Source organism: Pontibacter korlensis, assembly GCF_000973725.1.
In the GTDB taxonomy this organism is placed as follows: domain Bacteria; phylum Bacteroidota; class Bacteroidia; order Cytophagales; family Hymenobacteraceae; genus Pontibacter; species Pontibacter korlensis.
On sequence record NZ_CP009621.1, the window covers coordinates 245,384 to 271,631 of the forward strand.

The following is a 26,248-nucleotide window of genomic DNA, read 5'->3' on the forward strand; positions in this document are numbered from 1 at the left end:
CTAAAACATTTCCTGCACGCGGGCAGCTTTCTTTTGAATTACATGAGCAAACGTCTATATTTAAAGCTACACTTTGTTTGTCCTGTCCATTACCTATGGAAATTATACTTGCCACCCTTTCTGCCCTTTTTTCGGTAGTAAATCCTTTTGGAGCGATGCCTGTGTTCCTGACATTAACCCAGGATGACACACCAGAGCAGCGTAACCAGCAGGCCCTGAAGGCTTGCTTATATATGGTCGGGATTCTGGCGGTGTTCTTTCTGGCAGGGCAATATGTGCTTAACTTTTTCGGTATCCGCATCCATGACCTGCGAATTGCCGGCGGCCTTATGATCATGCGGGCTGGCTTTGAGTTGCTCACTCCCGGAGGTAGCAAAAAGAAGATTTCACCAGATGTGGTAGAGGAAGGGCAACAGAAAGAGGATATCTCCTTTACACCATTGGCTATGCCTATGCTCTCCGGGCCGGGCGCCATAGCGGTAAGTATAGGCTTGTTTACTACCTCCCTCTCTTACCTCGACATGATAATGATCCTGATCGGCATTATACTGCTGGCTGCCCTTTCTTACCTTATTCTGCGGTTTTCGCACCAGCTTACGCGTTTTATGGGTAAATCAGGCCTGGCAGCTCTCTCACGCATCATGGGTTTTATAGTACTCTCAATCGGAGTTAACTTTATTGTATCGGCGCTTAATGCCTTGTTCTTTACAGAGCGATAACCGGTATGTCTTGAGCACATTTTTACGACTGAAGATGTCTATGCCATTATCGCTTATATCCGGTCGCTAGACCCGATCAGACATGAGGTACCCAAGTCTGACCCAGATTTCCCGATGAACCTGATCCTGCGCACGATGCCGTCTGACGATGTAGCACCGGCACTGGAGAAAACTGCATTGAATGATGAGTTGTCGCGGGGCAAATATTTGGTAACAGTTGGTGCTTGCGGCGAATGCCACTCCCCAAGTACCCCAAGTGGGCCGATAGCAGGAAAAGAGTTTGCAGGCGGCATGGAATTCACCTTTCCAAACGGCGCCGTGCTGCGCTCGGCCAACATCACCCCAGATAAGGACACAGGTACAGGCAAGTGGACAGAGGATGCTTTTGTGCAGCGCTTTAAAATGTACCAAGACCCAGCCTTGACACTCCCACGCCTAAAGGCAGTAGGATTCTTGGGCTACCGAACCATTGTCCTTGTATATCTCCCAAGTGTTAGGGCTTTCTCTGGTATTTTCTCGTAAGTGAAAAACAATTGGCTCCCGGCGACTTCCAGACGCTAATGCCCTGGAAAATGTACGCAGGCATGAGGGAAGAAGACCTTCGGGCCATCTATACATACTTAAGGTCTCAATACCCGGTAAAGAACAAAGTAGAGCGTTTATCACCGCCCACAAAGTCTTAAAATCCATATTAGAAACTATACCCCAAAAGCTGCCTATACTTGCGGGCAGCTTTTTTTGTTGCAGGTCTGCCCCGGATGTTGTATCATCGCTGCCAAGACAATTCTATACATGCAACTTTACCAAAACGAAGAAAAGAGTCCGCTTACCCTCGAATATGCCAGCTTCTGGAAGCGCATGGCCGCCATTTTCGTCGACGCTATGCTTATTTCTTTTCTCATGAGCATTACCCTACCTTGGCTAGGAATTAATATTGCCCCTGAATTTACCGATATAGAAGGGCGGCTGAAAGTACAAGGTATAGCTGCTTTTTTTGGCTGGCTATACTATGCCGGCTTTGAGAGCTCTTCTAAACAGGCCACGCTGGGTAAGCAAATCTTCGGCATTTTTGTAACCGATACTGAAGGGTACCGCATTTCCTTCGCCCGTGCCACCGGCCGTTATTTTGGCAAGATGCTGTCTGGGCTTATCCTGCTCATTGGCTACCTGATGGCCGCCTTCACCGAACGCCGCCAGGCCCTGCACGATAAGCTGGCAGGAACATTGGTGTTGCAACATCCTGGCAATTCAGCTTCCGAAGAGAAATATCCCTAAGCTCAAAAACGTCATATCGTCCTGATCCACAAACAGAAAGAAAGCAACAAAAAGTAGAAATAAGATAAAAAGCTGAAACCAAGTAATTGTCTGCAAGTATAAAAAGGGGAGCAACATGAGTTTCACCCTATGCAGACTACCTATACCCAAAGTAGAAATAAAACCGAACTTGCAGAACTGGGCACCCGCCTGGTGGCTTTTTTATTAGATGTACTATTGCTGCTTACGCTAATAGGCGTTGCTGATTTCTTCACTTTCAGCAGTGATGACAGTGCACTTTTGATAAAGCCTGAGCGCTTGCTACACCTGCTGCTGGGCTTGCTTTACTTTGCCGGCACCGAGACCTGCGCCTGCCAGGCTACACTTGGCAAATACCTCATGCACCTGCGTGTTACAGATCATAAAGGAGATCGTTTAACTTTCAAAGCGGCCGCCTTGCGTTTTTTTGCCAGACCTGTGTCCGTGGTGCTCTTTATCTTTCGTGTACTGGTAAACATGCATAACAGCACCCGTCGCACCTTTCATGACCGAATAACCGGCTCAAGAGTAGTGCAGCTCTAGTAGCATTTGCCTACTCTTTGTCCTTGCCCGCATAGTTCAAAATTGTAATATCGAACATTGGATCTGCGTTCCAGTTTTCTGCTTTGATGCGTTTATGCAACACATCCCGCACCATTTCCTTCACCTGTTCGTCTGAAAGCGCTTCATTACGGTTATAGAGGTACAGCTCGCAAATAACAGGATTTAAGTTAGACAGTGTGCCGCGGGTAAAGCGGGCACTAGCTTCTATGGTTTCGATGTCCTTCATCTTTTTAAGCTCGTTGCGCATGACTTCTGTTACCTGGGTGTTAAGGCTTGCCTTTTGCAGTGCTGGCTGGCGCGAAAACTGCCAGTAAAGCATGCCTGCAATAATAAGCCCTGAAACCAGCATGGAGAGCCTGAATACAGACTCTTTCCCGTCAGCAAAACGTGCACCTTTGATGGTTACTTTGCCCAGGTATCGGAAAACCAACGCTGCCGTAAACTGGATGACTACCAGCTGAAAGAGTAGCAGGAATGCTCCACTGCGTATCAGCTGCCAGTTGCCAAAGTTCAGTGCCATACCAATCAGCCCGGTAGGAGGCGCAAGCGAGGCTGCCACCAGCATACCCACAGCCGCGCCGGAAACCAAACTATCCCGCTCCGATTGAATCAAGTTGATACCTCCTGCTACACCAGCTGCCAACGGTAACAAGATAGTCACCTGCGAAATGTGGCTCACGTTCACCATCATAGGGGTAGCGTGCTGCTGGCCTATCAGAAATGAAAGTATAAACGTGACTAAGATGGCGGCGCCTATGGCCATAAAATAGCGCAACAAGCTTTGTTTAAGCAGCCCGCCTTTTCCTGAGGCTGCTCCCAGGGCAGCGTTCATGGCTGGCCCGGCGAACGGTGAAACCAGCATGGCGGCCACCAGCAAATAACTAGTGTTCGTATAAAAGCCCACCCACACCAGCATGCCGCCTGCTACAGCGTATGTCAGCAGCCCAACTTTTGAGCCCACACTCTGCAAGCCTCCTAAAAAAATCTCTAAAGGACTGCGGTAGGTTACGTCCGTTACCTGGTCCGGCGCATCACCCTGGGGTGGGTACATTGTAATAACTCCCCGGGGGACCAGCGTAATCTCTGCCTCTTCGAACTTACGCAGGTCGGCTATAAACTCGCTTACCTTCTTATTGTTGAGATAAACTGTTACCACTTCCCCTTTCTCCACCTGATCCACCACCAGGTTTTTGCCATCGTGCTTCTCGGCTATTTCCCTTACCTCTCGTCCTTCTCCTTCTTTTACCTTTACAGTTAGTTTACGCATGTTCCTTTTATTTACCTCTTTTAGTACGGAGGCAGGAGGCACAGGTGTTCCAGTAAAACAGAAAGGCCCCTGCAACAAGAGTTACAGGAGCCTTTCTAAAATAAGTATGGGGAAGTTATTTACCAGCCTTACCGTAATGGTCTGTCTCTACGGTTGCCGTACCATCGGGTGCCAGTGTTACTTTAAACAGGTAGTCGTATTCCTGTTCTGATATATCTGCTACAGGTCGCTTTGCCCCCATTGCCTCTATAATTGGCAACACCGTGTTTGAGTGGCCTGATACCACCACTGTTTGCCCACGGTGCTGCTGCAGGATACGGTTTTTCAAACCATTAAAATCGTGAGCATCATACTCCTGCACTTCCAGCTTTCTTTCGTCTGCCAAAGGTTTGAGTGTGCTCTGGGTACGGACATACTTTGTGGCATAAAGGGCATCTACCTGCTGCCCCTGCAATAACGCGCGCAGTGCCTCTGCACGTGCCAGACCTGCTGGTGTTAAGTCAGGGTCCTGGTTATCCGGGTTTGAGATATCTTTTTCAGCATGACGCACCAGGTAAATTTCTGTTGGCTCTGCATTGTTATCAACAGGGTCTACCACGGACAGGGCTCCCTCCTGCCCCACTGTGGATTGCCGACATGCTACAGAAAGCAGCATTAACAGAGGTACTAAAAACTGTTGTAGTAAATGTCTTTTCATGTAAACGACTGTAGGTTAGATGTATGGAAATTGATGGTTGTGTTTAACTATGCCTGAGCCAACTGTACGCCGGCCTGTGCCACATTCTCGGCATCCTGCATGCGTCCTTTCTGTTGCAGCAGGCGCACCAGGCGCTGCCGTATTTCCAGTTGGTAAGGGTACAGCAAAAGGGAATTTTCATACACACGAACAGCGCTGTTAATTTTTCCTTTCGCTTCATACATGCGGCCTCGGGCGGATTGTATCTGTGCCTCCTGCACAACAGTTTCCGGTTTTGGGAGCTGCTTTATAATGGCCTTAGCTTTATCCTTGTGCCCCAGTGTTGCCAGTACAGACACCAGCAAATGCCTCTCCTGCATCGGCAGGCTAAGCTCATTATCCAGCAGGGGCTGCGCCACCTGCTGAGCGGCATTTTTATCCTCCAGTTGCAGCTGGTAGGCCGCCATACGCACCATAAAGTCAGCACGTGGCGAGCCAGCAGCCGTTAAAATGCGCTGCGCCTCCTCCAGTGTTTCAAAAGCTTCTTTATACTTACCCTGGGTAGCCAGCACATCGGCATACTGCCTGCGCAATTCATAATTTTGCGGTTTCAGTGTCACCAACCTTTTCAGCTCCTGTACCGCCTCCGGGTTTAGACTTGTAGTACCTTTTAACCAGCTGGCATAAGCCATAGCCTCATCCCGACGATCACGCAGGTATGTTGAAACAGTTGGAGCATGCGCTACATAAGCTTCGGCCACAGCAATAGCCTCGGGCACCATGCCATAGTCCACAAAAAACTCCCGAAACCTTTCATTCGACTCTGCTCGCATTAACAGGTCATCTTCCAGGTCAGCAGCCTTTTTATAAAGCGCTATCTGGCTCATGAGTGCATCGTGGGCATTCAGCTTGCCACGGCGCTTCATGATTTCCAGCAGCTCTGCCTCTGCCAGGTATATGGGTGCATAGCTTGCGTCTATACGCTTAGCCTGCTCCAGCCAAGCCTGCGCCTCCTTATACTTTTTCTGATGCTGGGCTACACCGGCATAAGCCAACAGGGCAGGCTGGTAGTTTTTATTCCACACCAGGGCACTATCTAAGTATACTATTGCTTGCTGCAAGTCGTCCCGTCGCTGAGCCTTTTGTGCCAGGTTTACGTATACCTGCGCCCAATTACTGGCCATTGCCTGCTTATCGCCGGATAAATAAGCTCGCTGCCGTGCCACCAACCCGTCCAGAAATGTATACAGTTCCGGATCTTTGGCTTTGAGGTCTGCCGTGGTGTTGATGGACTTATGGTTAAGCGGATGCACCTTTACCGGCTCAAAGTAGGCTGGGTAGGTCTGTGCCAGGTATTCGTGCTCATTATTGGCAGAGTAATAATCCAACGTGCGGCCCTGCTCCATAGCCTGGTTGTAAAGCCTACGTACTTCGCGTTTCTCAGCATCCGTAAAAACACGCTGATGAAACAGGTGTACATACTCATGCAGTACCACGTTGCGCTCCAGGTAAGAACCGCGCACCACATACTCAATGGCCGCAGCCCCACTGCCTACACCCCGGATGTCCATCCACTGGCGGTTATCAAAAGTTGTAGCTTGCCGGAAATATGGGGAGCCCATAGCAATAGCCAGGTCTATATGCAGTGGAGGAATGACAAACTTCTCTCCTTGTTTCGATAAAAAGGGGAAATACACGATGCTCTCATACAGCTGCGACCACACCATCTGCTGTACTTCGTCGCCAGGGTAATAAGCAACATCCGGAAATACCCTGGCGAAGTTTTCAGGATCTGCAATTACTGTCTGTAGTACTACCTGCTGCAGCGAATCGTAGTTGTGCAGGTAAGTGAGCTGCTTTTGCTTTATCACAGCGGCCAGTGCATTATGCGCCGGTCCGTAGTGTTTCTTTTTCTGGAGGATACCTTGAAATACAGCCTGGGCTGAATCGAGGCGTGCCTGCCGGTTCATATCAAAGGCCATATAGAAAGCAGAACCGCGCAACATGGCAGGCAGTACAGAGTTCTTATACTTTTGCTGCACATGTGCAGCCTCTGCCAGCGCCTCTGCTACCTTGTTTTCAGAAAGTAATCTATCGGCAGCCTTTAGCTCCTGACGCACCTGCTCGTCATCTGCTTGGGCATAATCGGCATAGGTCAGGTTGGTATGGCCGTTGCCCCAGTGCCAGTGGGTCACGTAATGCAGTGGGTTCAGCTCCAAAGCCAGTTCCCATTGTGCCGCCATGTTATGAAGCTGCGTCGCATCCACACGGCGCCAGATGGCATAGCCGTAGTTAAAGCGGGCATCGGCGTTAAATGGGTTCAGGCTGAGGCTGTTGATAAGCGGCTGCTCAGCCAGCTCCGGCTTTTGGTTCCAGAAGTGTACATCAGACTCCAGTAGCCAGGCATCAGCATTGTTGCGATTCCAACGCTGTACTTTCCTGGCCCACTCCAAGGCCTCACCATATTTCTTTTGAAGCATCAGCACACGCCCTACAAGCAAAGCGGCGTCCTCGTCTTGTGCGTTACGCTTTAGCAACTGGTTAGCTGTAGCCAGTGCTTTCTCCAGCTCCCAAGCCTGTACCTGCAGCTTACTTTGCAGCAGCCGTGCCTCACGCTCCTGAGGGTTCTCCTGCAGCACCTCTTTTACCAGTGCTTCGGCCTGGCTAAACCTGTTCTCCAGTATAGCTAACCGCGCCTGCGCCAGCTTTACCCCCGTGCTGGCAGAAGCAGACTGCAGCACATGCTTTGCTTCCTGCCAGGCACCTAAATCCAGCAGGCGTGTTGCTTTCTGCGCCGGGCTAATGCTTACTTCCATTGCCTGCTGGCGCTCCTGCTGTAGCTTTTGGCGAACCTCCGCTACTTCATTGGGGTGCTGGGCAAAAACAGGAATGGCCGTCAGGAAAACAGACGCGCAGAGCAGTACTTTAGAAATAGAAAGCATTGGAATGAGGTTCACAGATGACTATCCCATAAAAGTATAATATTCCTGCTTTTGATAAAAGGAACAAGAGGTTATCTTTATTTGACATTCCCACCGCTAAAGCAGGTTGGATTCTTGGGCTACCTCGCTACTGCGACCGTATATCTCCCAAGCTGAAACGGTCTGCCCGACCGCCTTATTTCTTATATTACTAGCTGCGTTCACATCCCGGTGCAGGGCATGTTTGCTGCAGCAAAGGTAACAGCCGGCAAGTGCAGGCGGTAGAACATAGGGTAAGATCTAACCCAGCAAAAGTAAAGGAATGTCGCACCACATCCAGAGCGTCTTTGCCCACATCGACGCCCAGGTTCTGACAGAGTAAATTTTTCATAGCTGAAAGGGGCTTAAGTGGACAAAAAACATTCATCTTCCGGGCCTACACTCACTCATGCCTGCGGATGGGGCAGCCTCTAGGTACTGTCCAGGCTTTTAAGATGAAGAGAAAGGGAAGGGCTTTCTCCCTCCCTTTCTGTTGGCTTACGTTTAAGAGCCTGATAAAATTGCACATACGCTTATACTGCCAAAGATATGAGTGCCAGGGCTTTCTTTGGCATTTAATCGTAAAAAGCTCTTCCATCAGGGGCGGCTCATTTAAAGCCACTTGGCAGTAAATCACAAATTGCCAGTCTCCTATAAACAATCTACAGATTTTCTACAGATTCCCAATCTAGCTTTGGCCTGCTTGTTTCACTGAGCTCCGGCTCAGGAATACAGCAGTTAAGAACCACAGTTACTCTTACAGGATATGGGAGCCAAGTTTCGTATACTTTTAACGGGCAGTGCCGGCTTCATAGGCCATCACCTGATGCTGGCACTGCAGCGGCATGGGCATTATGTAGTGGGCCTGGATAACCTAAACAGCTATTACGACCCTAAGCTTAAACACGAGCGGTTAACACAACAGGGCTTCAAGCCTGAAGCTGTACAGCAACAAGTTCTTCTACAGCGTAACGTTAACGCAACTACATACTTTGTGCAGCTGGATCTGGCAGATGCCACCAACCTACAGCAGCTTTTTGCTGAGCAGGCTTTTGACATAGTAATCAATCTTGCCGCGCAGGCTGGTGTACGCCATAGTATAGATCACCCGGAGGAATATGTGAAAAGCAATTTAGTCGGCTTTGCTAACCTGCTGGAGTGTTGCCGGCGCCATCGCATCAAGCACCTGCTTTTTGCCTCTTCCAGCTCGGTATATGGTCTGAACGAGCAGTCACCCTTCAGTACCAGCCACCGCACCGACTCGCCAGTTTCGTTTTATGCCGCCACTAAAAAGGCTAATGAGGTAATGGCGCACAGTTATGCCCACCTTTACGGCATTCCAACCACAGGCCTGCGCTTTTTTACAGTATACGGCCCTTGGGGGCGTCCCGACATGGCTTACTATAGCTTTACCAAGGCCATAGTGGAAGGCACGCCGATCCGAATCTTTAACCACGGCGACATGTTACGCGCTTTCACCTACGTAGATGACGTAGTTGAAAGCATTTTACACTTACTGCAGGTGCAGCCTCAGCATGGTTCGGTTCCGTATAAACTCTACAATATTGGAAACAACAAACCCGAGCAACTGCTGGAGATGGTGGCAATTCTGGAGCGATTGCTACAGCTCAAGGCAAAACTAGACCTGCAGCCCATGCAGCCCGGCGATGTACAGGCCACTTATGCCGATGTAGACGATCTGATATTGGCAACCGGCTTCAGGCCACGCACCTCCCTGGATGAGGGTCTCAGCAGGTTTATGGCCTGGTTCAGGGAATACCATCAGGTGGAGGCGGAACCCCAGCTGCTAACGAAGCGATAGCGCCTGGACTGTCCCCCAATAACCCATATTAGAATCAATTTAACATAGAGAGCAGATGCTTGAAAGAGGATTAGAGTCGGTCTCGCTGACCGTGCTGGTGCCGGTTTATAACGAAGAAGGCTGTCTGCAGCGCTTCCGGGAGGCAATGGATGCCTTTTTGGCGCAATCGCCGGTGCCAACGCAGGTATTGTTTGTGAACGATGGTTCCACCGATAACAGCCTGCACCAGATACGCCAGATCTGCCAGGGCAGCGCAGGCTACAGCTATATTTCCCTGGACTGTAACCACGGCCTCAGCACCGCCATTAAAGCCGGTATAGACCACAGCCAGACCACACACATCGGTTATATCGACTCCGACCTGCAGACATCGCCACTGGATTTTATGCTGTTTTTTGAGCACCTGCCCCACCACCAGATGGTGATTGGCATCAGGGCCAAGCGTAAGGATACCTTCATCAAGAAACGCTCTTCTAACATAGCGAATGGCTTCCGCCGCTACATGATAAACGATGGTATCCAGGACACAGGATGCCCGCTAAAGATTATGGATGCCGCCTACGCCAAGCGGGTGCCCTTCTTCGACGGTATGCACCGCTTTCTGCCTGCGCTGATACAACTGCAGGGGGGAAAAATAAAACAGCTGCCGGTCCAGCACTTTGAGCGCTATGCTGGGTATTCCAAATACCACCTGTTTAACCGCCTGTGGGGTCCTTTGCTTGATACTTTTGCCTTCCGCTGGATGCGCAAACGGTACATCAGGTATGGCATTGCCGAGGAGTTTGTGAATCAACCTGTAGCCAATGGACATTTCTGAAATGCTTATTTACGGCATTGGGCTGCTGGCCCAGCTGCTGTTCTCGGCACGTATTGTCATCCAATGGGTATTGTCTGAGCGCGCAGGCAGGGTACTCTCCCCTTCCTCCTTCTGGACTACCAGCCTGGTAGCCTCCATGTTGTTGATGGCTTACGGCGCCCTGCGCAATGATATGGTGATTATAGGCGGGCAGTTTATATCTTATTTTATTTACCTGCGCAACATAAAGCTGAAAGGCAGATGGGATGACATGTCTGTACCTGTACGCTGGGTAGCGCTGCTATCTCCTTTTATGGCTTTGGGCTGGCTGCTCTGGAGCGATACCTACAGCTTCAGCTACATGATGGAGCACAGCAAAATTTCAGGCGCATTGATTGCCTGGGGTGGTGTTGGGCAGCTGATATTTACCCTGCGCTTTGTGTACCAGTGGTATTACGCTGAGCAAATGCAGGAATCGGTTATACCTATCGGCTTCTGGAGTATTAGCCTGGTAGGTAGCCTGATGATAATATCATACGCTATGCTGCGCATTGACCCTGTGCTGTTTCTGGGCCAGATCTTTGGTGTTGTAGCCTACAGTCGCAACTTTGTACTTGGGCTGCGCGAACAGCGGTCAGCCCCAAAACCTACTACATCTAGCTAATCCTGATGTTGCAACCTGACAACCCGCGCACAGGCCGTTTTATGTATGGCCTGCTTTTAGTGCTGTTTCTGCTACTGCTGTATAACTTAGGGGGATGGGGCGTAATTGAGACCAGCGAAGCCCGTTATGCCGAAATCAGCCGCGAAATGTGGCTCAGCGGCGATTGGCTCCACCCACGCCTGCTGGGTATACAGCACTACCACAAGCCGCCAGTTACCTACATTGTTTCGGCGCTTGGGATGGGGCTCTTTGAGCCAAGTGCCTTCGGAGCCCGCTTTTTTCTGCAGCTCTCCCTCCTGCTGCAGATCTGGCTGGTGTACCTGGTCGGAAAACTGATCTTTAAGGACTCACGGCAGGCTTTACTGGCTGCTGTTGTGTACCTAAGCATACCGGCAGTGCTGCTCTCAGCCCGCAACCTAACAACAGACTCTTTCCTGACAACCTTTGAACTGGCTGCTGTCTGGGCCTGGCTGAGGTATAAAATCGATGCTAAAGCTGCCTGGCTATACTTTTTCTACCTGCTGCTGGCCTTGGCTTTTCTTACCAAAGGGCCGGTAGGGTTGATTTTTCCTGTTTTAGCAGCCATTGGGTTTGGCCACAACTATACTTCCAGGTACAGGCAGTTTTTAGGCTGGCACCACCTGCCAGCGCTGCTGCTCTTTCTGGTGCTGGGCAGTTCCTGGTATGTATACCTCATGCTGCAGGACCCAGCTTTTGTAGATTATTTTCTCTTTAAGCACACGGTACAGCGTTACGCAAACCCGGATACTTTTGGCCGCTCCAAACCATGGTGGTTCTACCTGGTGCTGGCTCCGGCACTTAGCCTGCCTTGGTCCGCTATACTTCTGGTAAAGTTTAAGAAATTAAAAGAACTACCGACACCGCTCAAGCGCCTGTTCATACTTTGGATACTTGTGCCGCTGGTATTCTTTTCCTTTTCTGGTTCTAAACTTATCCTATACATACTGCCGCTCTTTGCCGGGCAGGCACTGCTGACATCATGGTTACTCACAAACTTATCCACAGAGGCAATGTGGAAAGCCACGCGCGGCAGCATGATTCACTTTGCTATACTTGCACTGGCGCTGTTGGTAGCCCCTCTACTACCCGTAGGTGTACAGTTGCCGTGGTGGGCGCTGGCCTTTCCTGTACTCATACTGGCAGGCTTGTTTATACTTTGGCGTAAGCCATGGCCACACCAACAGAAGCTCATGTACAGCGCTTTGCTGTTTACCCTGCTGCTTCTGCCCTACTCAACACACCTGATGGGGAGCAATCCTGATTTTACCAACGGCAGCAGGCCCGTGGCAGAAGCTATCGAGGCGCATAGCCTGCAGAAGCGGCCTATCCTGGTATACAACCGACTACTTCCGTCTCTGGCTTTTGAGTTAAACAAGGAAATTATCTCCCTGAAGGATGATAGTAACAAACTAGAGCGCGAAATACAGTTTGAGCAGGACGAGCAATGGCGGGAGCAACTGCTGGAACTAGAGCGCAGCCAGGACATGCAACGGCTTAGACAGCTGTTACAGCAGGATGTGGTACTTGTGGTGAAGAATGAGCTGCCTGGAAAGCGGCAGTGGATGCTGCAACACTTTGATGAGCAGGTGCAGGTAGGAAAGTGGACAATTTACTATTAAAGCAATTACTTTTCTGCAGGGGGCTGAGCAAGTACAATAGAGTTGAAAACAAAAAAGGCTAATCCTAAGATTAGCCTTTTCATGATTTAGTGTGCGCAAGAAAGGACTCGAACCTTCACACCTTGCGGAACTGCCGCCTGAAGACAGCGCGTCTACCAATTTCGCCACTTGCGCTTGATTCACTATATCAAAATAAACGTCCCAAAACCCTTTAACCCTTTGTGTTTTATTGGGAGTGCAAAAGTACTATACTGTACTATAAAAAGCAATATTGCCTAGATGATTTTTATTCTCTTTTGTCTGCATCGTCCAGCAGCACGGGTGTAATTTCTTTACCAGAGAAGCGCTCCATGCGGCGCAGCACTGTTATGCCTACTATAACCCACAGAAAGCCAGCCGCAAAGCCTGCCAGCACATCGGTTGTGTAATGTACCCGCAGGTATACCCGGCTAAAGCCAATCAGCAGTACAAAAATGCTCAGCAGCACAATTAGCAGGTTCCGCAGGCGCACATCCTGCACGTTTTGCCACACCAGGTAAATCAACAGCCCATAAAAGGAGGCTGCCACCATACTGTGCCCACTCGGAAAACTTAGCCCCGACGCTTCCACCAAAGGCGACATGGGCCTCTCCCTGTCAAAAAAGTATTTCAGGACAAGATTCAGAGTAATACTGCCCAATGCCACAACCGGCACTTTCAGGGAATTCCACCGGTGCTTGCGCACAAACAGGTAATAAGCAATAAGGGCCAGCGCAGCCGGAGTCAGGAACTGCCGGGAGGCAAAAAAGGTGATAAACTTTATAAAGCTGTCCATAAACGGACCGCTGATACTGGCCGCAAAGCTAAACCCCGCCTCGTCCAGCCATACTTTGTCCCCTTCCAGAATCTCGCGGCCAAGGTACAAGAACCCTACCACACAGGCTAAAAACAGCAGCCATACAAACACCAGCTCAACCGTAAAGAGAGCCGCAGATGCCACCATTCTTTTATAGAAACTTCGTATCATAATGCTTTGGTGTCAATTTTGTGTCGTATTCATACCTGGTTTTGCTAACAGCCACATCAGGTAATAACCATACCCTATAAACTATGAAAGACAGCATCAGGTTATTTGTTGCCGTGCCGCTGCCCCAGGTGCTGCAAGACAAGCTCCAGGAACAACTTCAGCATTTTGGGCACCCCAGCATCCGGTTTGTTCCGCCTCAGAACCTGCACCTGACCCTGTACTTTATCGGTAATGTAGCGCAGCAGGAACTCACAAGTATACAGGAGCAGCTAGCTCAGGTAGCTGAGCGCCATCAGCCTTTTACCTTGCAGTTCAGGCAAACAGAGCCTGGGCCTAAACTAAAACATCCAAGGCTGATATGGGCACGCTTTGCCGCACATCCTGCTTTTGAGGCGCTCAGCCAGGACCTGACAAAAGTGCTGGCTGAGCAGCCACCCAAAAATCAGAAAGCTATACCTCATATTACCCTTGCCCGTTTCCGGAAGGATAAGACGCCACCAGAGCAGCTACCTATCGTAACAGCTGCAGAGGCTCTGGAACTGCCGGTAATGGAGCTGGCACTCTGGCAATCGGTGTTGGGTACACCTCATCCAACTTACTCAATAGTAACACGCTACCCACTGGGCTAAAACCTGCAGCCGCCAAAATGAGTAAGATAAGCCTGTTTTACACTAACCAAAACATCAAGATGAATCAAACAGAGCTTACCGAGCTGGTGCTGGGCCTGAAGGACAAAGGTTTAACAGTGGCGTTTGCTGAGAGCTGCACAGCAGGTATGCTGGCCTCAGAGTTTGTTAAAGCCAAAGGCAGCAGCGATGTACTGAAGGGTAGTTTAGTGGTGTACCAGCCGTCGGTAAAGCAAAAGCTCTTAGGTGTTAAAAAAGAAACCCTGGATCTTTACACGGCAGAGTCTCAACAGGTAACAAACGAGATGGTGATGGGACTAAAGAAAGCACTAGACGCCGACATAAGCATTGCCACGACAGGTTTGGCAGGTCCGGGAGCCTCCGAAAATGAAGAAAAGCCGGTGGGTACTATGTTTGTGTCCTTCCTGTACGATGGCAAAGCAGAGGAATTCCGTGAGGTATTCAAAGGCAACACCGAAAGCATCCGAAAGCAACTTGTTGAGTTTATCTTTAAAAAACTTAAAGGGGTTCTGGAGCAGCATTACGACCGCTAATACCTATTTTAGCGTCTGAACCCACTATTTATACTTTGCCGAAGCTTCCTGACAGCGGATTTCATTATGTAGCCTCTTTTTATGATGCCCTGGCACGGCTGGTATATGGCGAGGCCCTGCAGCAGGCACAGCTAGCTTTGCTCCCCTTCCTATCACAGCAGGCCCGGGTACTGGTAATTGGCGGCGGTACCGGCTGGATTCTGGAGCAACTGCTGCAAACGCAAAAGCAGCTGGATATTCTGTATCTGGATGCTGCCCCTGCCATGCTACAACGGGCACAACAGAAATATGAGCGCTACCAAAAGCCACAAAACTGCCATGTTAGTTTCCGTTTAGGCACAGAGCAGGAGCTGCAGCCGCAAGAGCAGTTTGATGTCATCATCACTCCTTTTCTGCTCGACCTCTTCCCCCCTTCGCGCCTGCAGCAGCTTATGACCAGGCTAACTGCTGCCCTGAAAGCCCATGGTAAGTGGTTGTTTGCTGACTTCTGGCCTGTAGAGCAGCCTCCGCCCTGGTGGCAACAGATTCTGATTCGGGGAATGTACACTTTCTTCGGATGGCTGAGTGGGGTGCAAGCCAGGAAGTTACCTGACTACAGCTCCCATTTCAGGACGCTCGGTTTTGAGGAGAAGTATAGCGCGACATTTTATAGCGGCATGGTACAAGCAAAGGTGTTTGAGCGAAGCTAATGAAATAGCTTGCTACCCTCTACTTCATCATTTACTCCCCCCTCAAACAGCCACAACTTAATTACGGATTGCTCACCTGCTGCTCAATCCCTATATTTAGCCTTTCAACTATACTAATCTAACCTGATGAAATCCAAATTATACAGCCTGCTCGGTGTGGCACTGGGGCTAATGGCACAATCTGCTCTGGCACAGCAGCAGGTAAAATATGATCTTTCTTTCCCTAACGCAGTGCACCACGAGGCAGAGATAAAAGTTACTTTCTCCGACATCCAAGGCGATACTTTAAAAGTGTTGATGCCTCGCACCTCACCTGGCCGCTACGCTATACACGAGTTCGCCAAGAACGTGTACAACATAAAAGCTACCAACACACAGGGCCAACAACTGCCTGTTATAAGGCTAAGCATGAGTGAATGGGCAGTGCCAAATCATGGAGGGAGTGCTACCCTTAGCTATACTTTATTTGCCGATCATGCCGACGGCACCTATGCAGGCGTAGATGAAACGCATGCGCACCTGAATGCCCCTGCCACCTTTATGTACGCCCGTGGTTTTGAGCAGGCTCCCGCCTCTGTTACTTTTAATACGCCTCAAGGAAGCAACTGGAAAGTAGCCACCCAGCTGAAGCAGGAACAGGGCAACACCTACTCGGCCCCTAACTTCCAGTACCTAATGGATAGCCCTACTGAACTGAGCAACTTTGATTTTGCCGAGTGGACAGTAAATGACGGCGGTAAGCAGAAAACCATACAGGTAGCCTTGCACCACACAGGCACCAGCGAGCAATTTCAACAGTATGTAGCCCAGACAAAGCAGATTGTAGCTGAGCAACAGGCAGTATTCGGTCAACTCCCTGACTTTGACTTTGGCCGTTACACATTTATAGGCTGCTATATGCCACAGGCCGTAGGCGACGGCATGGAACACCGCAACTCCACTATACTTACCAGCTCCAGGCCTTTGGCTGCTGCCATGGGCCCGCTACTTAACACAGTGTCGCATGAATTTTTCCATGCCTGGAATGTAGAGCGAATCCGTCCAAAGTCGCTGGAGCCTTTCAACTTTCAGGAGGCAAATATGAGTGAGGCGCTGTGGCTGGCAGAGGGTTTTACCAGTTACTACGGCGATCTGACTATGGCCCGCACGGGTATTTTCGACCTGAAGAAGTATGCCTCCGACCTAGCGGGAGACCTTAATTACGTGCTGCTGTTACCGGGCCGCCAATACCACAGTTTAGTGCAGATGAGCCAGCAGGCTCCCTTTGTAGATGCTGCCCGTTCTGTAGACCCGGTTAACCGCCACAACACCTTTACCTCCTACTATACCTACGGCAGCATGACAGGCTTGGCACTGGACATGACCTTGCGCCAGAAGTATAATAAGACCCTTGATGATTACATGCAGGCACTATGGAGCAAGTATGGAGCACCAGAAAAGCCCTATACGATGGCTGACCTGCAGGAAACACTAGCTGAAGTTAGCGGAGATGCTACCTGGGCAAAGCAGTTCTTTGAGCAAAGCGTGTTTGGAAGTGGGCTACCTGATTATGCTCGGCTATTGGCCAAAGCTGGACTCGAGCTACGCAAAGCAAAACCTAATGAGGCTACAGTAGCCATGCTTAACTTCGATTATAAGGATGGAGTAGCCACCATTGCAAACGGCACTTTTGTGAACACAGGTGCCTATAAGGCTGGTCTGGAAAAAGGCGATGTTATTTTAACGTTTGACGGCAGAAAGCTAAAGTCAGAGAAAGAACTGAACAAAGTTCTTAAAAAGCATAAACCAGGAGATAGCGTACCGGTAACCTTTACCCGACACGGCCAGGCCCGAACTACGAGCTTTGTACTAGACGAAGAACCAATTCTTGAGTTGGTACCTTTTGAGAGTATAGGTAAACAGCTAACACCAGAAATGCAGGCTTATCGTGCGGCGTGGCTGGGCTCCAAGGCGAAATAGTATCTTTAAGTATAATGAAATGCCGATAGATGCGTTTTGCTTTTGAACCATCTAAGCCTTACCTTAGTATAAGAATTTATACTTCAGATATTTCCACGTGAAAAATATATTCAGAACCATACTGGCAGCAGGCTTGCTGTACGCAGGGCAAAGTGTGGCACAGGATGTTAAGCCTAGTATAGAGCCAGCTCCTGTACCAACAGAAACAACTGTTGCTCCAACCGCCACAGTTCTACAGGAAAGTGCCGTGGATACAAAACCATCCTGGCAGGGGCCTAAACTTAGCTACAGCCTGAACATGGGAGCTAGCTTCAGCAACGGCTTTGGCAGTGCTACTTACCTGGAGCCTTCGGTGCGTTACCAGGTGAGCAACAGGTTCAGGGTTAACACCAGCTTAGCCTATGTGCACACTACCTCATCGAACATGGCAGTAACAGGCCCTGAGGGTACTACTGTTCTGTACCGCAACCGCGGTGGCAGCCATTATATAGCTAGTGTGGGCGTAGATTACCTGGCCAGCGACAGGCTTATCCTGAGCGGCAACATATGGCGCGATTTTTCTAACCTGCCAGCCAACGACTTTAACAGGAGCTTTAACAACTTAGGGCGCATGGGTGCCGATTTCCGGGCTACTTATAAGATCACAGAAAACCTGAGCGTGACCGGTGGCATCCGTTACTCTGAGGGAGCCTCTCCTTTTGCCAGCCCATTCTACTCGCCGGCTTACGGCAGCAGGTATGGCTACTGGTAGCAGGTACCTGTAAAAACAGAAATCAAAAGGACGCTTCTCTACTTAAATGTTAGGGAAGCGTTTTTTATGTTCCTGCCCTAAGCTCCTGCCGCAGCAACCAGGTATCATCTTAACCAAAACTACCGTTTCTGAAGTATACAAGTATGATTTGGGGCAAAAGCTTTGTAAGTGATGGCCAAACATCCTTAAAAATACAGTTCTTTGCCTCTACCTTTTGTGAGTGAATGTGAACTACAACTGAAACAAACTTTGCAGCAGCATAACAACCATACCCGCCATATTAAGAACGACCGCCTCGAAACCATAAAACCTGGCTACAGGGGCAACAAAACCATCAACGGGCGCTTTGCCAACGGTGAGGAGCTATATAACCCCGACTTTAGAAAGGTGCTGCGCTGGCAACTAAGCCGTAATCCGCAGCGTGAGCAAAAAAAGCACGATGACTACACCCCACTGGTGCAGGAGGGCTCCGATTTTATACACGATCAGCGGGATATGCTGGTATGGCTGGGACATGCTTCTTTCTTTATCCGGTTAAACGGCATTACATTTCTTACAGACCCCGTGCTGTACGATATACCACTGGTGAAGCGAAAAGTAGGCTTACCGTGTGCACCTGAGGAGCTAAAGAACATCGACTTTCTTCTGCTCTCTCACGCTCACCGCGACCATCTCGATAAAAAATCCATCCAAACGATTTTTGAGAACAACCCACAGGTAAAGGCACTTGCCCCGCTGCGTGCAGGGGATATCCTGCGAAGTGTTAACCCCAACCTGCCTTACCAGGAAGCAGGTTGGTACCAGAAGTTTGACCTGGTGCCAGGAAGCGTGGAAGTATACTTTCTGCCTGCCTCGCATTGGCACAGGCGCGGGCTGCTGGATATGAACAAGGTACTTTGGGGCAGCTTTCTTCTCAAAACGCCAGACCTGACCGTTTACTTTGCCGGAGACACAGGCCTAGACGGGCATTTTGAGGAGATTGAGGAACTGCTGGGGCCAATGGATGTATGCCTGATGCCAGTTGGAGCCTATAAGCCATCTTTTCTGATGCGCCGCAGCCACCTGAACCCCAACGAGGCCGTGAAAGCGTATAATCAACTGCGGGGCGGCCTTTTTATACCCATGCACTACGGTACCTACGACCTGTCTGACGAGCCAGCAAGTGAGCCGGTGCGCCTCTTGGAGCAACTGGCTGCCTCTGGCGTGCTACAGGGCCTGCGCATTCCGGCTATAGGGGAGCCGGTGCTTTTGCACGATATGATCTAAGGCTGGTGGTAGACAGTAGTTTTGCTATATTTGTACTATTGAGCTTAAATAGCGTTTACGAACTACTACTTATATTATGTCCTCAACCCTTATCATAGGCTTAATTGTAGCCTATTTTTGTATTCTTATTGGCATATCCTACATCACCAGCCGAAACACCGACTCTGAAACCTTCTTTCTTGCCAACCGCGCTTCGCCATGGTATGTAGTAGCTTTTGGTATGATTGGCACCTCTCTTTCGGGGGTAACCTTTGTGTCGATACCGGGTATGGTGGCCGCAGCGGAGTTTTCTTACCTGCAGCTGGTGCTAGGGTACTTGCTTGGCTACTTTGTGATTGCCACAGTACTCATGCCAATGTACTACCGCATGAACCTTGTATCGATTTATACTTACCTGGAGCAGCGCTTCGGGTGGTGGTCGTACAAAACGGGGGCAGCTTTTTTCCTGCTTTCACGCACACTGGGTGCTGCTATTCGCCTTTTCCTGGTGGCAGGCGTGCTGCAGTTAGCTGTTTTTGATGAACTAGGCGTACCCTTTTCTGTATCTGTTATCATCACCATTGCGCTGATCTGGGTTTATACCTTCCGTGGTGGTATGAAAACCATCATCTGGACAGATACTTTTCAGACAACAGCCATGCTAGTGGCAGTGGGTACTAGTATCTGGCTTATCTCTGACGAACTGAACCTGGGCTTCCAGGGGATGATAGATACCATACAGGCAAGTGATTATTCGCAGGTGTTCTACTGGGACGTGAAAGACAGCCGGTACTTTCTAAAGCAGTTCTTCTCCGGCGCCTTTATCGCCATTGTGATGACTGGTCTTGACCAGGACATGATGCAGAAGAACCTCAGCTGCAAAAACATTGGGGAAGCACAGAAAAACATGTTCTGGTTCAGCATCATACTTGTGTTTGTTAACATACTGTTCCTGGCGCTAGGTGCCCTGCTATACATCTATGCCAACGCCAAAGGCATTGCACTGCCAGAGCGCGGCGACGATGTGTTCCCATTCCTGGCTCTAAACCACTTCACATACTTTGCCGGCATCGTGTTTATACTTGGTATCATTGCCATCACCTACGCCTCTGCCGACTCAGCACTTACAGCTCTCACCACCTCCTTCTGCGTGGACTTCCTGGACTTTAAGAGCCGTCCGGAGCAGGAGCGTGTTCGTATGCGCTACATCGTGCATGCTGGCTTCTCGCTGGTAATGGTGCTGGTTATTATTGTGTTTGATATTCTCAACAACGATAGTGTGGTGACAGCGGTCTTTAAGGTCGCCGGTTATACCTATGGTCCACTGCTGGGTATGTATACCTTTGGTCTTTACACCAAACGTGCTGTTCGCGATAAGTTTGTGCCAGCTGTTTGTATCATTGCACCACTGCTTACCTTCATCCTGAGCTACAACTCAGTAGACTGGTTCTGGGGCTATGAGTTTGGCTTTGAAGTACTGATCCTAAACGGCTTCCTGACTTTTGTTGGCCTGATGGCTGTGTCCTCCGGCAGAATAGACGAACTGGAGCTGGTTCAGGAGAAACAGACAGCTTAAATCCAGAAGTCAAGCAAAAGGCCTCCTCTTTAACCAGAGGAGGCCTTTTGCTTTTTAAGTGCCTGTCAAGAGGCTGTTTGTATAACAGATTATACTTCATTCCTACAGGCTCCTTCTCCTAAAAACAGGACAAGGAATTCGCTGTCTCAACTAGGTGAACCCACCCCCTAACCCCTCCGAGTAGGGGAATTTTAGGGGAACGATAAACATCCCCCTGTGACCAACGGTCGCAAATTTCAACTCTCGTCTCACTGGACAATTAAGTATAGCTGGGGCTGTCGAACAGGTCCCAGTCCTTAGGTGGGGGTAGGGGCCCTCGACAAAGAGCGCCTCGAGAGGTTCCGGTGCCTGAAAGGCATTGCGACGCAGGAGCAAAGGAAGCGAAAGCAGCGCGATGCCCAAAGACGAGGCCTCCCGGCCTTGAGGGTACCAAAGCATGAGGTGAAACAAGCAGGTGGTAAGGCTATGGAGGAACAGCAGCAACGAAAAGATAGCTTCCCTCAAGCAGTAAAAGGCTGTAGCTATGGAAGCATAGCCTCAGACACAGACCACTTCCTAAAAAGCTTTAAAACAGATGTTCATGCGCTAAACACATACATCCTGACGAACCTCCAATAAACCATCTATAATCTCCCACATATTACTTACCTTTGCAATATTTTGCGGGACTGTGGCATCATAAGGCACTTGTAGCTGTTATACCATTGTATCCCAAGGGCTGGGCTGGTTTTGCAATACTGGCTTGGCTCCCAAACATTTTAAGCAGCGTATTATTAATGGCAAAACGCGGATTCGGGTTTAGCGGCGAAGAGAAAGACAAAGAAGGCAGGAAAAAGATAACGAAGGAAAGCTTTCGCCGTGGCCTCAAAATTTTTAGCTACGTACTTCCCTACAAGTTTAAATTTATCGTTGGTCTGGCGTTCCTGGTACTGTCCAGCCTAACGTTCATGGCCTTTCCGTACCTGGTAGGCGAGCTATTCAACTCTTCTACCGGTAATCCAAGCGGCTTACTTCAGGATATCAATGTGATTGCCATGGGGCTGTTTGGTATCATTCTGTTGCAGGGTATTTTCTCCTTTTTCAGGGTATACTTCTTTGCCCAGGTAAGTGAGAATGCCGTGGCTGACATACGCCGCGACCTCTACAGCAAATTTGTGCAGCTTCCCATCTCTTTCTACGAGAAGCGCCGTGTGGGCGAAGTAACCAGCCGCATTACGACCGATGTCGCACAAGTACAGGATGCGATGTCCATCACGCTGGCCGAGCTCTTCCGCCAGACTACGACACTTATTGTGGGTGTAGGCATTATCATGTGGACCTCCATCAAGCTTTCCCTGTTTATGCTGGCAACTTTTCCGGTGCTGGTGGCGCTGGCGTTGGTGTTTGGCCGCAAAATAAAGATGCTGTCTAAGAAAACACAGGATGAATTAGCCAATACCAATGTTATTGTAGAAGAAACGCTGCAGGCTATCAACACGGTAAAGGCCTTCACAAACGAAATGTTTGAGGTGGCGCGGTACCGTAATACGCTTGGCAAGGCCGTAAAAACAGCTCTTTCTGCTGCTTACTACCGTGGTGCTTTTATTACTTTCATTATTGTTGGCCTTTTCGGTGGAATTATTCTGGTGATTTGGTATGGTGCCACACTGGTAGCCAATGGCGATATCGATGGTGGCAGCCTGATTTCTTTTGTGCTCTACACAGTCTTTATAGGTGCCTCTGTAGGCGGTTTAGGGGAGATATACGGCAAGGTGCAGTCTGCTTTGGGAGCTACAGAACGTATACTGGAAATCCTGCAGGAGCAGGAAGAACCTACCGATAAGAGTGATAGGGCACTGAGCGAAGTTCCTCGTGTAAACGGTAATATCAGCTACCGCCATGTGGCTTTCTCCTACCCTACCCGTCCCGATATTCAGGTACTTAGCAATATTAACTTTAGCGTTAATGCCGGAGAGAAAGTAGCCTTAGTAGGCCCGAGTGGCTCTGGTAAGTCTACTATCATACAACTGCTGATGCGCTATTACGATGTTTCTGGAGGCAGTATACTGGTTGATGGCCGCGACATTCGTGACATGAGCATGACCATGCTCCGTGCCAACGTTGGTGTGGTACCGCAGGAGGTTCTGTTATTTGGTGGCACTATCCGCGAAAACATTGCCTATGGCCGACCAGGAGCAACAGAAGCCGAAATAATTGAAGCAGCCCGAAAAGCCAATGCCTACGACTTTATCATGAGCTTCCCGGAAGGTATGGATACATTGGTAGGTGAACGCGGTATCAAGCTTTCAGGTGGCCAGCGCCAGCGTGTAGCCATTGCCCGAGCCATACTTAAAGACCCTGCCATACTTATACTTGATGAAGCTACCAGCGCCCTCGACTCTGAATCCGAACACCTGGTACAGCAGGCAATGGATGAGCTGATGAAAGGCCGTACCACCATTGTAATTGCACACCGCTTAGCTACTATCCGCAAGGTGGACAAGATCCTGGTAATCGAGAATGGTGAGATTGTAGAGCAAGGATCCCATGAAGAGCTTTCTGTTAACCCGGAGGGCATGTATGCCAACCTGCTTCGTCTGCAGTTTGAATTAAGCTAAAAGAACAGAGTGGCTTGAGCCACTCCCAAAATAAACGTACAGAATCCTGCTGCAGCCTTGCCTGTGGTAGGATTTTATACTTTATACATATACATTAGGCTATATTTTACGTAACAGGTGAAACATGCGCCTAAAGCATAAACTCTTTCTACCCTACACCCTGCTTTTTTCTTTACTGTTCATGGCCCTGCAGGTGCAGGCACAACGGTATTCTGGCACTTTCACAGCTCTTCATGCCTATTATTTGGAGATAGGAGGCAACTCTGATACCTATTCCATCAACTATGACCGCATAGTATACCAGCGCTACATCTTTAAAGCGGCTGTTCGGGCAGGTATAGGCACCAACCTGTTTTTTCAGGAAGGGGAGCCAGGGGTGTATCCTATCGTACCCGTGGAAGCTGTCGGTATGGTAGGTGCTACTGAAAACCACGTAGAGTTTGGCCTGGGCTATACCCGCCGCTTTACAGACCATCCTGACTTACTACAGAACATGTATTTTACCAGAGTGGGGTTCCGGTACCAGGCGCCGCGCGGGGGCTTACTGGTAAGGCTGGCGGTAACTCCTTTCATCTCCCCTGAAAGCAAGAGTAAAACACCGGGACATGCTGTGGTACCAAGGTTTGGCTTGAGTGTGGGGCGAAGCTTTTAGACTGCGGCTTTAGGCACTTTCTTACTCCCCCAGCATTCCTTTCTTTGGGGATAATTTGTAATATTACGTCAGCATCACGATGCTACAACTTAAGTAAAAAGAACCATGAAGAAAACACTGATCGGATTTGCATTATCAGCAGCACTAATGCTTGGAGCAGGTGCTGTACAGGCACAAGGCATCAAAATGCCAGCCTCAAGCCCCTCACAAAAAATTGAGCAGGCTGTCGGCTTGGGCACTGTGACGGTAGAATATTCACGCCCGTCTATGAAAGGCCGCGAGATTTTTGGAGATCTGGTGCCTTACGATAAAGTATGGCGCACAGGAGCTAACGCTTCCACCAAGATCAAATTCTCTGACGATGTAACCATCCAAGGAAACAAGGTACCTGCGGGCGAGTATGCCCTTTATACTATACCAGGCAAAGACGAGTGGACTGTTATCATCCACAAAAACACAAAGCACTGGGGTGATGGCGGCAAGGACTACAACCCGGCTGAAGATCAGGTTCGCTTTACTGTAAAGCCACAGCAAAACCCGCGCGAGGTAGAGTCTTTCACCATCAACTTTGCTAACCTGAAACCAGATGCTGCCGACCTGGAGATCCTGTGGGACAATGCTATTGTACCTTTCACCATCACTACAGATGTAGACAGCAAGGTAATGAGCCAGATACAGCAGCAGGTGATTAACGGCACTAACGTAAACCCAGGCATGTACGCAGCAGCAGCCAACTACTACCTGGAAAACAACCGTGACCTGAAGCAGGCGCACGAGTGGATGAAGAAAGCCAACGCAACCGATCCTAAATTCTGGAACATGCACACACAGGCCAAAATCGAAGCGCAAATGAAGAACTACAAAGCTGCTATCAAAACAGCTGAGAAGTCTATGGAACTGGCTAAGGCTGCTAACAACCCAGACTATGTACGCCTGAATGAAAAGGCTATTGCTGAGTGGAAAAAGTTGAAATAAAGTTAACTTTGTTTTTAACGTATAAAAGCCTCCGGGAACATACTTCCGGAGGCTTTTTTGTGTCACTATAAAGTTTGAACCTGTTGGAAGAGAAGAAGCATTCTGAAGAACACTTGGGTCCGGCCCGAGAATACTGGTGGAACGAAGATTACCTGGAGCTCTTGGCCGAGCGTCTGTACCTGCGCTATACCCAAACACTGGTGGACATTGGCTGCGGCAAAGGCATGATGGGCTTTAGATTCTCAAAGTACATGCCATCAGGTAGCAAAGTGTATGGTGTAGATTATGAGCCTGGCTACATTGCCGAGGCACAGCAGCGGGCGCAGAGCGAGTTTGGGCACAATACCATCGGGTACGAATTCAGAGTAGGCAACGCCACTGAGGTACCTCTTCCCGATAACATTGCTGATGTAACACTCTGCCAAACCCTGCTGATCCACGTAAAAAACCCGCAGCGCGTGATAGAGGAAATGATCCGCGTAACAAAGCCCGGTGGCTGGGTACTGGCACTGGAGCCAAACAACCTGGTGCCTAACCTCATGTTCGACCGCTATGGGGAGACTGACTATAATGTGGAGGCCATGCTGGAAGTATTAGAAATCAAACTTCGTATCGAGAAGGGCAAGAAACAGCTGGGTGAGGGCTTCAATTCTCTTGGCGATGTAGTACCGGACCTCTTTCTAAAAGCTGGCCTGCAGGATGTGAAAGTATGGATTTCTGATAAGGCGCTTTCCATCATTCCTCCCTACGATACGCAGGAAAAGATGCTGCGCGTGGAGCAAATGCTACAGTGGATCGAGAGCGAGGCCATGGGCTATGATTACCAGGACAACCTGAACTACTTTATGGCGGGCGGTGGAGATAAAGATAAGTTTGATGCCTACTGGCAAAAGCTGCTCTACAACAAGATCATGCTCAAAGAAAAGCTACAGAAAGAAGAGTATGTATCGGCGGGGGGAAGCTTGGTCTATATTGTTGCAGCGCAGAAACCAAGGTAGTCAATTTATTAAAAGAGCTGGTTCCATGGTTACAGCTTTCTGCAGATTGATACAGGCTATTTTTCCTTTGCTGCTATTCATCCCCGGCTTTACTTCCTGCTCGTTTCACCTACCGCTTCGCTCAAACCAAGGACTGGAATCAGGCTCGATGGCCACCGCCTTTGCTAACTTCGGCTCTGAAGGGAGGCATAGGAGGATGTTCATAGTTATGAGAATTCC

25 protein-coding genes and 1 tRNA gene are annotated in these 26,248 nt (G+C 49.5%); 20 read left to right on the forward strand and 6 right to left on the reverse strand.

Annotation, left to right across the window (positions count from 1 at the left end; all coding sequences use genetic code 11):
* Nucleotides 1–95: 95 nt before the first annotated feature.
* The 4 genes from PKOR_RS01050 (at nucleotide 96) to PKOR_RS01065 (ending at nucleotide 2,555) form a co-directional block, all read left to right on the forward strand.
* The gene (locus PKOR_RS01050) at nucleotides 96–719 is read left to right on the forward strand and encodes a MarC family NAAT transporter (protein ID WP_046308692.1); all 624 of its coding nucleotides are present in this window, start codon (nucleotides 96–98) and stop codon (nucleotides 717–719) included.
* 114 nt (nucleotides 720–833) lie between these two features.
* Nucleotides 834–1,241 carry a hypothetical protein gene (locus PKOR_RS01055; RefSeq protein ID WP_052738653.1) on the forward strand — a complete coding sequence of 136 codons (408 nt, stop codon included), beginning with the start codon at nucleotides 834–836 and terminating at the stop codon, nucleotides 1,239–1,241.
* A 270-nt stretch (nucleotides 1,242–1,511) separates the two neighbouring features.
* Nucleotides 1,512–1,994, forward strand: a complete 483-nt coding sequence (locus PKOR_RS01060; RefSeq protein WP_046308693.1) for an RDD family protein — start codon at nucleotides 1,512–1,514, stop codon at nucleotides 1,992–1,994.
* Nucleotides 1,995–2,123: 129 nt separating this feature from the next.
* The gene (locus tag PKOR_RS01065; RefSeq protein WP_046308694.1) at nucleotides 2,124–2,555 is read left to right on the forward strand and encodes an RDD family protein; all 432 of its coding nucleotides are present in this window, start codon (nucleotides 2,124–2,126) and stop codon (nucleotides 2,553–2,555) included.
* A 10-nt stretch (nucleotides 2,556–2,565) separates the two neighbouring features.
* Here the strand turns inward: PKOR_RS01065 and PKOR_RS01070 are convergent, their stop codons facing one another.
* The 4 genes from PKOR_RS01070 to PKOR_RS24630 form a co-directional block, all read right to left on the reverse strand.
* Nucleotides 2,566–3,843: a DUF389 domain-containing protein gene (locus PKOR_RS01070; protein WP_046313881.1), complete on the reverse strand. Its 1,278-nt coding sequence runs from the start codon at nucleotides 3,841–3,843 to the stop codon at nucleotides 2,566–2,568.
* A 115-nt stretch (nucleotides 3,844–3,958) separates the two neighbouring features.
* On the reverse strand, nucleotides 3,959–4,540 hold the full coding sequence (locus PKOR_RS01075; protein WP_046308695.1) for a SixA phosphatase family protein: 582 nt from the start codon (nucleotides 4,538–4,540) through the stop codon (nucleotides 3,959–3,961).
* Nucleotides 4,541–4,587: 47 nt separating this feature from the next.
* Nucleotides 4,588–7,461 carry a tetratricopeptide repeat protein gene (locus tag PKOR_RS01080; RefSeq protein WP_046308696.1) on the reverse strand — a complete coding sequence of 958 codons (2,874 nt, stop codon included), beginning with the start codon at nucleotides 7,459–7,461 and terminating at the stop codon, nucleotides 4,588–4,590.
* Nucleotides 7,462–7,651: 190 nt separating this feature from the next.
* Nucleotides 7,652–7,831, reverse strand: coding sequence for a hypothetical protein (locus tag PKOR_RS24630; RefSeq protein WP_148561597.1), 180 nt, complete (start codon nucleotides 7,829–7,831; stop codon nucleotides 7,652–7,654).
* Between the two features lie 414 nt (nucleotides 7,832–8,245).
* On the opposite strand from PKOR_RS24630, the gene PKOR_RS01085 reads away from it, so the two are divergent.
* From PKOR_RS01085 to PKOR_RS01100, 4 genes are read left to right on the forward strand one after another with little or no spacing between them, the layout of a single operon-like run.
* Nucleotides 8,246–9,301 carry an NAD-dependent epimerase/dehydratase family protein gene (locus PKOR_RS01085; RefSeq protein WP_046308697.1) on the forward strand — a complete coding sequence of 352 codons (1,056 nt, stop codon included), beginning with the start codon at nucleotides 8,246–8,248 and terminating at the stop codon, nucleotides 9,299–9,301.
* A 55-nt stretch (nucleotides 9,302–9,356) separates the two neighbouring features.
* A complete protein-coding gene (locus PKOR_RS01090; RefSeq protein WP_046308698.1) occupies nucleotides 9,357–10,118 on the forward strand; it encodes a glycosyltransferase in 762 nt (253 codons plus the stop codon).
* Nucleotides 10,105–10,761, forward strand: coding sequence for a lipid-A-disaccharide synthase N-terminal domain-containing protein (locus PKOR_RS01095; RefSeq protein WP_046308699.1), 657 nt, complete (start codon nucleotides 10,105–10,107; stop codon nucleotides 10,759–10,761). The genes PKOR_RS01090 and PKOR_RS01095 overlap by 14 nt, the downstream gene beginning before the upstream one ends.
* Before the next feature lie 5 nt (nucleotides 10,762–10,766).
* A complete protein-coding gene (locus PKOR_RS01100; protein ID WP_046308700.1) occupies nucleotides 10,767–12,401 on the forward strand; it encodes an ArnT family glycosyltransferase in 1,635 nt (544 codons plus the stop codon).
* Between the two features lie 92 nt (nucleotides 12,402–12,493).
* Here PKOR_RS01100 and PKOR_RS01105 read toward each other — a convergent pair.
* Both PKOR_RS01105 and PKOR_RS01110 read right to left on the reverse strand, forming a co-directional pair.
* A tRNA-Leu gene (locus PKOR_RS01105) sits at nucleotides 12,494–12,575 on the reverse strand.
* A 112-nt stretch (nucleotides 12,576–12,687) separates the two neighbouring features.
* Complete coding sequence (locus PKOR_RS01110) at nucleotides 12,688–13,407, reverse strand: phosphatase PAP2 family protein (RefSeq protein WP_046308701.1); 720 nt, start codon at nucleotides 13,405–13,407, stop codon at nucleotides 12,688–12,690.
* 83 nt (nucleotides 13,408–13,490) lie between these two features.
* On the opposite strand from PKOR_RS01110, the gene thpR reads away from it, so the two are divergent.
* The 12 genes from thpR to PKOR_RS01170 all read left to right on the forward strand — a co-directional run bounded on the left by thpR (nucleotide 13,491) and on the right by PKOR_RS01170 (nucleotide 26,029).
* Nucleotides 13,491–14,036 carry an RNA 2',3'-cyclic phosphodiesterase gene (thpR, locus tag PKOR_RS01115; protein ID WP_046308702.1) on the forward strand — a complete coding sequence of 182 codons (546 nt, stop codon included), beginning with the start codon at nucleotides 13,491–13,493 and terminating at the stop codon, nucleotides 14,034–14,036.
* Between the two features lie 17 nt (nucleotides 14,037–14,053).
* Entirely contained in the window at nucleotides 14,054–14,587 is a 534-nt protein-coding gene (locus tag PKOR_RS01120; RefSeq protein WP_235337101.1) for a CinA family protein, read from the forward strand.
* Nucleotides 14,588–14,622: 35 nt separating this feature from the next.
* Nucleotides 14,623–15,276 (forward strand): class I SAM-dependent methyltransferase, encoded by a 654-nt coding sequence (locus PKOR_RS01125; RefSeq protein ID WP_046308703.1) that lies wholly within the window; start codon nucleotides 14,623–14,625, stop codon nucleotides 15,274–15,276.
* Between the two features lie 126 nt (nucleotides 15,277–15,402).
* A complete protein-coding gene (locus tag PKOR_RS01130) occupies nucleotides 15,403–17,235 on the forward strand; it encodes a M61 family metallopeptidase (RefSeq protein ID WP_046308704.1) in 1,833 nt (610 codons plus the stop codon).
* Between the two features lie 97 nt (nucleotides 17,236–17,332).
* The gene (locus PKOR_RS01135; RefSeq protein ID WP_046308705.1) at nucleotides 17,333–17,986 is read left to right on the forward strand and encodes a hypothetical protein; all 654 of its coding nucleotides are present in this window, start codon (nucleotides 17,333–17,335) and stop codon (nucleotides 17,984–17,986) included.
* A 249-nt stretch (nucleotides 17,987–18,235) separates the two neighbouring features.
* Complete coding sequence (locus tag PKOR_RS01140) at nucleotides 18,236–19,252, forward strand: MBL fold metallo-hydrolase (RefSeq protein ID WP_052738655.1); 1,017 nt, start codon at nucleotides 18,236–18,238, stop codon at nucleotides 19,250–19,252.
* A 76-nt stretch (nucleotides 19,253–19,328) separates the two neighbouring features.
* Nucleotides 19,329–20,807, forward strand: coding sequence for a sodium:solute symporter (locus tag PKOR_RS01145; RefSeq protein ID WP_046308706.1), 1,479 nt, complete (start codon nucleotides 19,329–19,331; stop codon nucleotides 20,805–20,807).
* A gap of 300 nt (nucleotides 20,808–21,107) precedes the next feature.
* Nucleotides 21,108–21,425: a hypothetical protein gene (locus PKOR_RS01150; RefSeq protein WP_046308707.1), complete on the forward strand. Its 318-nt coding sequence runs from the start codon at nucleotides 21,108–21,110 to the stop codon at nucleotides 21,423–21,425.
* Nucleotides 21,426–21,583: 158 nt separating this feature from the next.
* On the forward strand, nucleotides 21,584–23,404 hold the full coding sequence (locus PKOR_RS01155) for an ABC transporter ATP-binding protein (RefSeq protein ID WP_046308708.1): 1,821 nt from the start codon (nucleotides 21,584–21,586) through the stop codon (nucleotides 23,402–23,404).
* A gap of 124 nt (nucleotides 23,405–23,528) precedes the next feature.
* Nucleotides 23,529–24,056: a hypothetical protein gene (locus tag PKOR_RS01160; protein WP_235337103.1), complete on the forward strand. Its 528-nt coding sequence runs from the start codon at nucleotides 23,529–23,531 to the stop codon at nucleotides 24,054–24,056.
* Between the two features lie 105 nt (nucleotides 24,057–24,161).
* Nucleotides 24,162–25,031, forward strand: a complete 870-nt coding sequence (locus tag PKOR_RS01165) for a DUF2911 domain-containing protein (RefSeq protein WP_046308709.1) — start codon at nucleotides 24,162–24,164, stop codon at nucleotides 25,029–25,031.
* A 74-nt stretch (nucleotides 25,032–25,105) separates the two neighbouring features.
* Nucleotides 25,106–26,029 carry a class I SAM-dependent methyltransferase gene (locus PKOR_RS01170; protein WP_235337105.1) on the forward strand — a complete coding sequence of 308 codons (924 nt, stop codon included), beginning with the start codon at nucleotides 25,106–25,108 and terminating at the stop codon, nucleotides 26,027–26,029.
* Nucleotides 26,030–26,248 lie beyond the last annotated feature (219 nt).

Coding starts and splice junctions, on each gene's coding strand:
- PKOR_RS01050 (WP_046308692.1), top strand. CDS start 96: ATGGAAATTATACTTGCCACCCTTTCTGCCCTTTTTTCGGTAGTAAAT.
- PKOR_RS01055 (WP_052738653.1), top strand. CDS start 834: ATGAACCTGATCCTGCGCACGATGCCGTCTGACGATGTAGCACCGGCA.
- PKOR_RS01060 (WP_046308693.1), top strand. CDS start 1,512: ATGCAACTTTACCAAAACGAAGAAAAGAGTCCGCTTACCCTCGAATAT.
- PKOR_RS01065 (WP_046308694.1), top strand. CDS start 2,124: ATGCAGACTACCTATACCCAAAGTAGAAATAAAACCGAACTTGCAGAA.
- PKOR_RS01070 (WP_046313881.1), bottom strand. CDS start 3,843: ATGCGTAAACTAACTGTAAAGGTAAAAGAAGGAGAAGGACGAGAGGTA.
- PKOR_RS01075 (WP_046308695.1), bottom strand. CDS start 4,540: ATGAAAAGACATTTACTACAACAGTTTTTAGTACCTCTGTTAATGCTG.
- PKOR_RS01080 (WP_046308696.1), bottom strand. CDS start 7,461: ATGCTTTCTATTTCTAAAGTACTGCTCTGCGCGTCTGTTTTCCTGACG.
- PKOR_RS24630 (WP_148561597.1), bottom strand. CDS start 7,831: ATGAAAAATTTACTCTGTCAGAACCTGGGCGTCGATGTGGGCAAAGAC.
- PKOR_RS01085 (WP_046308697.1), top strand. CDS start 8,246: ATGGGAGCCAAGTTTCGTATACTTTTAACGGGCAGTGCCGGCTTCATA.
- PKOR_RS01090 (WP_046308698.1), top strand. CDS start 9,357: ATGCTTGAAAGAGGATTAGAGTCGGTCTCGCTGACCGTGCTGGTGCCG.
- PKOR_RS01095 (WP_046308699.1), top strand. CDS start 10,105: ATGGACATTTCTGAAATGCTTATTTACGGCATTGGGCTGCTGGCCCAG.
- PKOR_RS01100 (WP_046308700.1), top strand. CDS start 10,767: ATGTTGCAACCTGACAACCCGCGCACAGGCCGTTTTATGTATGGCCTG.
- PKOR_RS01110 (WP_046308701.1), bottom strand. CDS start 13,407: ATGATACGAAGTTTCTATAAAAGAATGGTGGCATCTGCGGCTCTCTTT.
- thpR (WP_046308702.1), top strand. CDS start 13,491: ATGAAAGACAGCATCAGGTTATTTGTTGCCGTGCCGCTGCCCCAGGTG.
- PKOR_RS01120 (WP_235337101.1), top strand. CDS start 14,054: ATGAGTAAGATAAGCCTGTTTTACACTAACCAAAACATCAAGATGAAT.
- PKOR_RS01130 (WP_046308704.1), top strand. CDS start 15,403: ATGAAATCCAAATTATACAGCCTGCTCGGTGTGGCACTGGGGCTAATG.
- PKOR_RS01145 (WP_046308706.1), top strand. CDS start 19,329: ATGTCCTCAACCCTTATCATAGGCTTAATTGTAGCCTATTTTTGTATT.
- PKOR_RS01155 (WP_046308708.1), top strand. CDS start 21,584: ATGGCAAAACGCGGATTCGGGTTTAGCGGCGAAGAGAAAGACAAAGAA.
- PKOR_RS01160 (WP_235337103.1), top strand. CDS start 23,529: ATGCGCCTAAAGCATAAACTCTTTCTACCCTACACCCTGCTTTTTTCT.
- PKOR_RS01165 (WP_046308709.1), top strand. CDS start 24,162: ATGAAGAAAACACTGATCGGATTTGCATTATCAGCAGCACTAATGCTT.